Source organism: Vibrio sp. 03_296 (assembly GCF_002265885.1).
Genome location: NZ_NPKW01000620.1, coordinates 1 through 300 on the forward strand (window position 1 = coordinate 1; position 300 = coordinate 300).

Here is a 300-nt window from a genome sequence, read left to right on the forward strand (position 1 = left end):
GCGACATTACGTTACCGGCTTTACCGCCACCGACCATGGCAAGCAAAATCGCGGTTTTAGAGATATCAGCACGGCGAGCAATCGCCAACGCAATCGGAGAAACCGTAATGACGGCGACATCAACAAAAACGCCAACGGCAGTCAGAATCATGGTCGCCAATGCCAGGGCGAGAAGCGCGCGTGTTTCCCCCACTTTTTTGACGTATCGTCTCTGTCGATCGATGTTGCTGCGCCAGATTCAATCAAAACGCCAGCCAAAACACCGGCGGCAAGAATACGTAAAACCGCGGTCACAATACC

Annotated in this window: 1 pseudogene; it reads right to left on the reverse strand. The window is 53.0% G+C overall.

The window, feature by feature from the left end:
- A pseudogene (locus CIK04_RS26660) lies at window positions 1-300 on the reverse strand (SLC13 family permease); the annotation flags it as partial.